Raw genomic sequence first — 6688 nt, 5'->3', positions numbered from 1 at the left:
TTTGTTCATTTGCCAGCTTAACAGCTTCCAATTTGAATTCTGCCGTATATTCTCTTACCATTTCTAATCCTCCAAAATTTTATTTTACCCGAAAAAACTCCTTTCTTTCTCTCCACTTTTTCTGGGTAAGGTCAATATACCAGTGCCGAAAATAGTTGACAAAGATTGTGTATACTTATTACAATTGTTTGGGTACCAGAAGTTTTTACGGCAACAAAGTATGCACTAACTATAAGTAAGGAAGACTTTAAGCAGGCAATAAAAAAAATGAAGTAACGTTTAAAAGAGATTGAAGGAGAGAAGAAAAAGGTAAAAGGGAATACGGCAGAAAATGAATCTTATTACAAATAGCATAAAGGGCTTTTATTCTAGTGTTAAATCGGACCTAGATTGGCAAGCCAAACGTAGTCTTATTAGAACATTAGTAAAAGAAGTCAACATTGATCTTGATAAAGTAGATGTAGTATTTAAGATCAAAGAACTTGAAAACCCCGCCCAGAATGGACAAAATCAAAAGATGGTACATTGTCTAAGGGGTCTGGGCACTGGGATGACATCTTTTTTCTTGGTACAAATTACTCTTATGTCTCAATATTTGTACAGTTATGTTATCGGCTGTTTGATGTTTACAACGCAGAAAGTTCATAAGGTTGTAAGTCAAGCGGTAGGATGACAAGATTTTGCAAGGGTATTTTTTTTATAGGAGATTAATATGGAAATTTTTCTTGATAGCGTTGATTTAAATGAAATTAAAGGACTAAAGGAGTTCATTGACGGCATAACAACTAATCCTTCTTTAATAGCAAAGTCCGGGCGTAAAGATAAATACGAGGATTTAGTGCGTGAAATATGCTCTATTATAAAAGGGCCTGTTAGTGTTGAAGTTGTTGCAGATAGCCATGAAGAGATGATCACAGAAGGTCTGAATTTAGCAAAAATTGCTGATAATGTTGTGATCAAATTACCTCTTACACATGAAGGATTAATTTCTTGTAAAAAGTTATGGACAGAGCATAAAATACCTGTTAACATCACATTATGTTTTTCTCCTGGACAAGCACTGCTTGCCGCTAAGGTCGGTGCTTGTTTTATTTCCCCCTTTGTTGGTCGCCTTGATGATATAAGCTATGATGGCTTATCGCTAATAGAAGATATATGTACTATATATTCTAATTACGGTTTTGATACTAAAGTTCTTGTTGCATCAGTGAGAAGCCCAGCGCATGTAATAGAAGCTGCAAGGCTTGGTGCTGATTCAATTACTGTGCCAGCAAAAGTACTTAGACAATTAATTAATCACCCACTTACTGACCAAGGGCTAGCAATATTTGAAAAAGACTGGGGTGTAAAATAATAGACGGTTACAAATGAACATAAAAATTGGCGTATCCGTTCAGGCAATGGCGTCAACTTAAGAGCCTTCATTAGCAAACTCTCCTAAAGACATGATGGCGTTTGCTACCTTATTGCGGCTGCCCTGGTCGAATTTTAACTTTATAGCTAACCCAAGAAAGGTTTCCCTACATCATACCGCCGCGGCGCTAACGAGTAGCGGAATGACGAATTTGTTGTTTTTCAAATTGTAGGTAAACCTAAAGCTATAGAAAAAAAGAAGAACCAGTTTCTTAGTTCTTCATTGACATAATCCACTTCATATGCCTTAATAAAGTTTTATAGCTTGGTAGGAAATAGTGAGATCAGAATTTGAAGAAATGCTAAAGTAAATATTACAAGAAATTAATGATCAAGGCTTCAATAAAGATAATATAATTGATAAAATTAAGGATAAGCTGCAGGAAAAGGACCCACGCGTATACAACGGGTGGAAAGATAACAAGTTTGATATAGATCACCTGTTTTTACCAGGTATCATGTTGCGTATGATAGCTAAAGATACAAAATTAACAGGGTTCTTTATAGAATATGAAAGGACTCTTTTATATGTTGCTGCTGAACATGGGCACATACAAATAGTAGAAAATCTATTAGACAATGGAGCGAAAACCGGTATAAAAAATGGATATTGCAAAGAAGCTCCTTTACATGTTGCTGCTAAACATGGACACATACGAATAGTAGAAATTTTGTCAAAAAAAGAAGCAGATATCGATCTGAAAAATAGGTATGGGGAAACTCTTCTACATTATGCAGCTAAGTATGGACATACACAGGTATTAGAAAATCTATTGGGAAGAAGCACTAATGTTAATGTGCAAAGTGAAGTTGGAAGAACTCCTTTACATGATGCTGCTAATAATGGTCATATAGAGGTAGTAAAACATCTTATAAAAAAAGGGGCAGATGTTAATATACAAGATCGAGGAGGAAGAACTCCTTTACACTACGCTGTTCAGCGTGGATACCCAAAGCTAGCAAAACTTCTACTAAATGATGGTGCAGATCCATCATTTATTCATAGATCTAAAGCTATAACAGCAGGAGTTGCTGTGGGTATATTAGCTGCCATTGTTACTCCATTAGCACTCGTTTACGCTACTGCATTACCTGCACTAGCAATAATTGGAATTACTGTAGCATCTGCACTGATAGTTGGTGGAATTTCCTATGGGGCTGCGTATAAGTCATCAGAGCACTCATTAAACAGTAAGCTAAGTGAGGTTAGATGCAGTCATGTTGATGGAAATAAACAAACTGTATAACCATAATTATTAGCTCACCACAGTAACCGCACCATGGCAGTGTTTGTATTTCTTTCCGGAGTTGCAAGGACATTTGTCGTTTCTTGAGACTTTGGGAAGTCTGCTATTTCTAGCAGAATGTAACCTATTGCCTATCTCTTGGTTGTCTGCCAACTTAAAGTGTGCTAAGCGGTGAATGGTGAGTTCCTTCCATTTTTCAAGCATTGACTCAAACATCAAGAAAGCTTCGCGTTTAAATTCATTCAGTGGATCTTTCTGCCCCATAGCACGTAAGCTTATGCTTTGTCTTAGGCTCTCTAGAACTGAAAGGTGTTCCCTCCATAAATGATCAAGTGTCATTATCATCATTTGCTTCACGATCGTATTCCACAAATCTGTAGTGTGCTGACTGTTAAAATATTTTTCTTTCTCAGTAAAAAATTCTTGTATCTTATCATTTATATAATTCAAAGCTTCTTGTTTATTCAAAAACTTTGCCAAGTCTTCTTTATCAAGCGTTATTCCATACCTTGTATGGAATTCTTTGACTATATTTTCAATATAATCCTCATAATAGCCACTTTGGATTATACCTTCTACTACGCTCTCATTTACTTCGCTATATACTTCAAGTAAATCATTAATTTCGTTGCCTAAGATATTGTTTCTCTGTTTAAAAATAACTTTACGTTGGTTATTGATTACGTCATCAAACTTAAGTAGAGATTTCCGCACGTCATAGTTTCTAGCTTCAACTTTCTTTTGCGCTTTCTCGAGTGCCTTATTGATCCATGGATGATGAATAGCTTCGTTATTCTTTAACCCTACTTTTTGTAAAAAGCTTCTCATTCTATCAGAGCCAAATATTCTCATTAGGTCATCTTCGAGCGATAAAAAGAACTTAGAAAGTCCAGGATCCCCCTGACGACCAGAACGGCCGCGTAATTGATCATCTATTCTCCTGCTTTCATGTCTTTCGGTTCCAACCACACATAAACCACCAGCTTTTATAGCAATTTCCTTATCTTTTTTTACTCTTTCAACTATTTCTTGGTATTTTTTTTCTCTTTCATCAGCATTTTTTATCTTCTTTAGCTCTACCTTTGCGATCATTTCAGCATTTCCACCGAGTTGAATATCAGTTCCACGCCCTGCCATGTTAGTTGCTATAGTGATACTACCTGGCACCCCAGCTTGCGCTATTATGTACGCCTCTTGTTCATGATAACGAGCATTCAATACTGAATGCTTAAGAGAATGGCTTTGCAAAAGCGCAGAAAGCTTCTCAGAGTTTTCGATGCTCACCGTGCCAACAAGGACCGGTTGAAGGCGTTTGTAGCATTCTTCTATAAACTTCAACACAGCATTAAATTTTTCCTTTTCTGTACCGTAAATTTCATCATCAATATCAACTCTTTTTACAGGTACATTGGTTGGAATTTTTACTACATTTAATCTGTATATATCACGAAACTCTTCTGCCTCTGTTGCTGCTGTTCCCGTCATTCCGGAAAGTTTATTGTACATACGAAAGTAATTCTGAAATGTGACCGATGCTAAAGTTTGGTTTTCATGCTGAATTTCAAGATTCTCCTTCGCTTCAAGTGCCTGATGAAGACCATCGGAATATCTCCTGCCCTCCATCATACGCCCAGTAAATTCATCAATAATCACTACCTTGCCATCCTTTACTATATAATCTTTATCAGCAGTAAACAGCTTATATGCACGTAATGCTTGGTCTATATAATGAGTCATTATCATGCTGTCAGTATCATAGAGCGAGGAATTTTCAGGAATGAGATTGTATGACCTTAGTAGTTCCTCCACTCGTGAAATACCATCTTCAGTCAAGAATACCGTTCTACCTTTTTCATCTACTTCATAATCGGAGTCAACGAATTTGGTTACTATTTTATTGATATGCTTATATATCTGATTGTTTTCCTCAACCGGGCCAGAAATAATAAGCGGAGTGCGAGCTTCATCAATGAGTATTGAGTCCACTTCATCAACTATTCCGTAGTGAAAGCCTCTCTGAACCATGTCTTCTTGAGAAAATTTCATATTGTCTCGCAGGTAATCAAAGGCAAGCTCGTTATTTGTGGAATACACGATATCTGCACTGTAAGCCTCTTTCCTCTCTTCATCTGTCAAGTTATTCGTAATAAACGCAACAGAAACCCCAAGAGAATTATATAATTTGCTCATCCACTCTGTGTCTCGTTTTGCAAGGTAGTCATTAACAGTTACGACGTGTACGCCTTTCCCTTCTAAGGAATTTAGATATGCTGCTAAAGTTGCAACGAGTGTCTTTCCCTCTCCTGTTTTCATTTCTGATATCATACCATTGTGGAGCACCATTCCACCAATCAGTTGAACATCAAAGTGCCTCATGTTAAGAAACCTTCGAGAGGCTTCACGCACAACTGCAAATGCAGGTACGAGAAGATCATTTAACGTTTTCCCATTTTTCAATTCTTGTTTGAATTCTTCAGTTTTACCAGCAAGCTCCTCATCAGATAAACTCTGCATTTCTGTTTCTAATGCATTTATTTGCTGAACAATTTTCCTAAAGGATTTTATTATCTTCTTATTTGTTGACCCAAATATCTTTCTTATAAAAAAGAATGACAACGTAAAAATGAAAAATATAAGAATGGCTGTCAAAATTAGCGGAGAATCTAGCATAAACTTAAGTAAAGTCTTATTTAATATGAGATTATATTACTAAATGCAGCCTACAGCAATTACATATTAGATTTGGGGAGTCTTTGGAAAGTCTTTTTTAAATCAAGAATTAAGAGTTTGCCAGGCAATTCCTACCCTCGAAGGCCTTTCTATCAACACATAAAGACTCTATTGCATTATTTTAGGTGTTTGGTAATCTTTAATTCTAGATCAAACAAATTTATAGCAGCCTGTATGAGGTAACTAGTTATGCACGGTAATATCTACCAGCTAAAGGTATTGATGCTATTTTTGCATCGAGGAGTGCTCTATCAGCACTCTTTTCGCTTAGGTACAGAAATAGAAGAGGCCAGAAAATTCGATGATTTAGTATTTGAATGTACCCAAGGTAGTAAGAAAGTATACCGTTTTTTGCAGGCTAAACACACACAAGATGAAGATAACAAGAAAATTGGAGTAGGGAACTTACTTACAAAAGATAAAAGTGGTGAGTTTGGATTAGCAAAGTATTTTGTTTCTTACCTAAAGATCAAAAATAATCAAGATTTTGCAGATGGTAACCTGAAAGATTTTATTATCTGTACTAATATCGATTTTGATCTGGATCAAAGCACAGCACGAAACACAGTGAAGAAGTTGAGGGTAAAAACTTTAGGACCAAACGAGGAAATAGAAATTTTAGTTGAAGTAATCGACACTAGTGATGTCTTTTTTAAAGATGGTGGCACTAGATATAAGTTCTCTTATATTCACAATAACATGATTTCAGTAGTGCAACCAGCATTTGAAAGTGCTGTAGAAGAAGCGATGGAAGAATTAGAAGAGGAGATAAAAAAACTCCAAAACAAGCCAGATCAGAACTCAAAAAGGAAATTGGAAAGAAATCAGACGTGGCAACGTGAATTTGGACGAATGATGAATGAAGGTAGGTTGGAAGACAATATAAAAGAATTTTTTGATAAGTTAGTATTTGCAGTAAATCAGCCCAATGAAATAAAACTAGCGGATATTATCAAAAGTGAGCTAGGCGAGCAATTTAATGATATTGATAGACAGAATGTTTACGCTCGCTTCCAAGAAAAAATGCTAGATTGGTTGAAAGAAAAAGGGAGACGTTTTCTTACACATGAAGACGGAAGAGAATTCTTTCGCAAGATGAAAGAAGAAATCTTAGAGATTGTCCGGAAACTAGTAAATTCAAGCATATTCCCTCTTTAACATAACCCTACTCATAGCTAGGTATATGAAATTCTCAGTGGATGTTGTGAGTAAATCATACTCCTTCGATAGCCTTCTATTCCTATTAACCCAAGCAAAAGTCCTTTCTACAACCCATCTTCTTGGCTGTACTTTAAACC

The 6688-nt window shown here is 36.1% G+C and carries 6 protein-coding genes; 4 read left to right on the top strand and 2 right to left on the bottom strand.

Going from position 1 to position 6688, the window contains the following annotated elements; translation table 11 throughout:
• Positions 1-331 precede the first annotated feature (331 nt).
• From OZD64_RS01970 to OZD64_RS01960, 3 genes are all read left to right on the top strand, one after another.
• Complete coding sequence (locus OZD64_RS01970; RefSeq protein ID WP_274999210.1) at positions 332-673, top strand: hypothetical protein; 342 nt, start codon at positions 332-334, stop codon at positions 671-673.
• A gap of 39 nt (positions 674-712) precedes the next feature.
• On the top strand, positions 713-1354 hold the full coding sequence (gene fsa, locus OZD64_RS01965; RefSeq protein WP_007552982.1) for a fructose-6-phosphate aldolase: 642 nt from the start codon (positions 713-715) through the stop codon (positions 1352-1354).
• A 526-nt stretch (positions 1355-1880) separates the two neighbouring features.
• On the top strand, positions 1881-2660 hold the full coding sequence (locus OZD64_RS01960) for an ankyrin repeat domain-containing protein (protein ID WP_244263356.1): 780 nt from the start codon (positions 1881-1883) through the stop codon (positions 2658-2660).
• A 9-nt stretch (positions 2661-2669) separates the two neighbouring features.
• On the opposite strand, the gene secA is transcribed toward OZD64_RS01960, so the two are convergent.
• Positions 2670-5330, bottom strand: a complete 2661-nt coding sequence (gene secA, locus OZD64_RS01955) for a preprotein translocase subunit SecA (protein ID WP_274999209.1) — start codon at positions 5328-5330, stop codon at positions 2670-2672.
• A 249-nt stretch (positions 5331-5579) separates the two neighbouring features.
• Here secA and OZD64_RS01950 point away from each other — a divergent pair, with 249 nt between their 5' ends.
• Complete coding sequence (locus tag OZD64_RS01950; protein ID WP_274999208.1) at positions 5580-6548, top strand: hypothetical protein; 969 nt, start codon at positions 5580-5582, stop codon at positions 6546-6548.
• Here OZD64_RS01950 and OZD64_RS01945 read toward each other — a convergent pair.
• A partial coding sequence (locus OZD64_RS01945; RefSeq protein WP_274999147.1) for a transposase occupies positions 6528-6688 on the bottom strand: 161 nt, incomplete at its 5' end. The genes OZD64_RS01950 and OZD64_RS01945 overlap by 21 nt on opposite strands.

It is taken from the genome of Wolbachia endosymbiont of Drosophila tristis, assembly GCF_028981745.1.
Lineage (GTDB): Bacteria > Pseudomonadota > Alphaproteobacteria > Rickettsiales > Anaplasmataceae > Wolbachia > Wolbachia pipientis.
Note: the sequence above shows the minus strand (reverse complement) of the source record. Positions and strands in the feature narration are given on the sequence as shown.

What these genes read in the sequence shown, in the direction of transcription:
- OZD64_RS01970 (WP_274999210.1), top strand. Translation starts at nt 332, where the DNA reads ATGAATCTTATTACAAATAGCATAAAGGGCTTTTATTCTAGTGTTAAA.
- fsa (WP_007552982.1), top strand. Translation starts at nt 713, where the DNA reads ATGGAAATTTTTCTTGATAGCGTTGATTTAAATGAAATTAAAGGACTA.
- OZD64_RS01960 (WP_244263356.1), top strand. Translation starts at nt 1,881, where the DNA reads ATGATAGCTAAAGATACAAAATTAACAGGGTTCTTTATAGAATATGAA.
- secA (WP_274999209.1), bottom strand. Translation starts at nt 5,330, where the DNA reads ATGCTAGATTCTCCGCTAATTTTGACAGCCATTCTTATATTTTTCATT.
- OZD64_RS01950 (WP_274999208.1), top strand. Translation starts at nt 5,580, where the DNA reads ATGCACGGTAATATCTACCAGCTAAAGGTATTGATGCTATTTTTGCAT.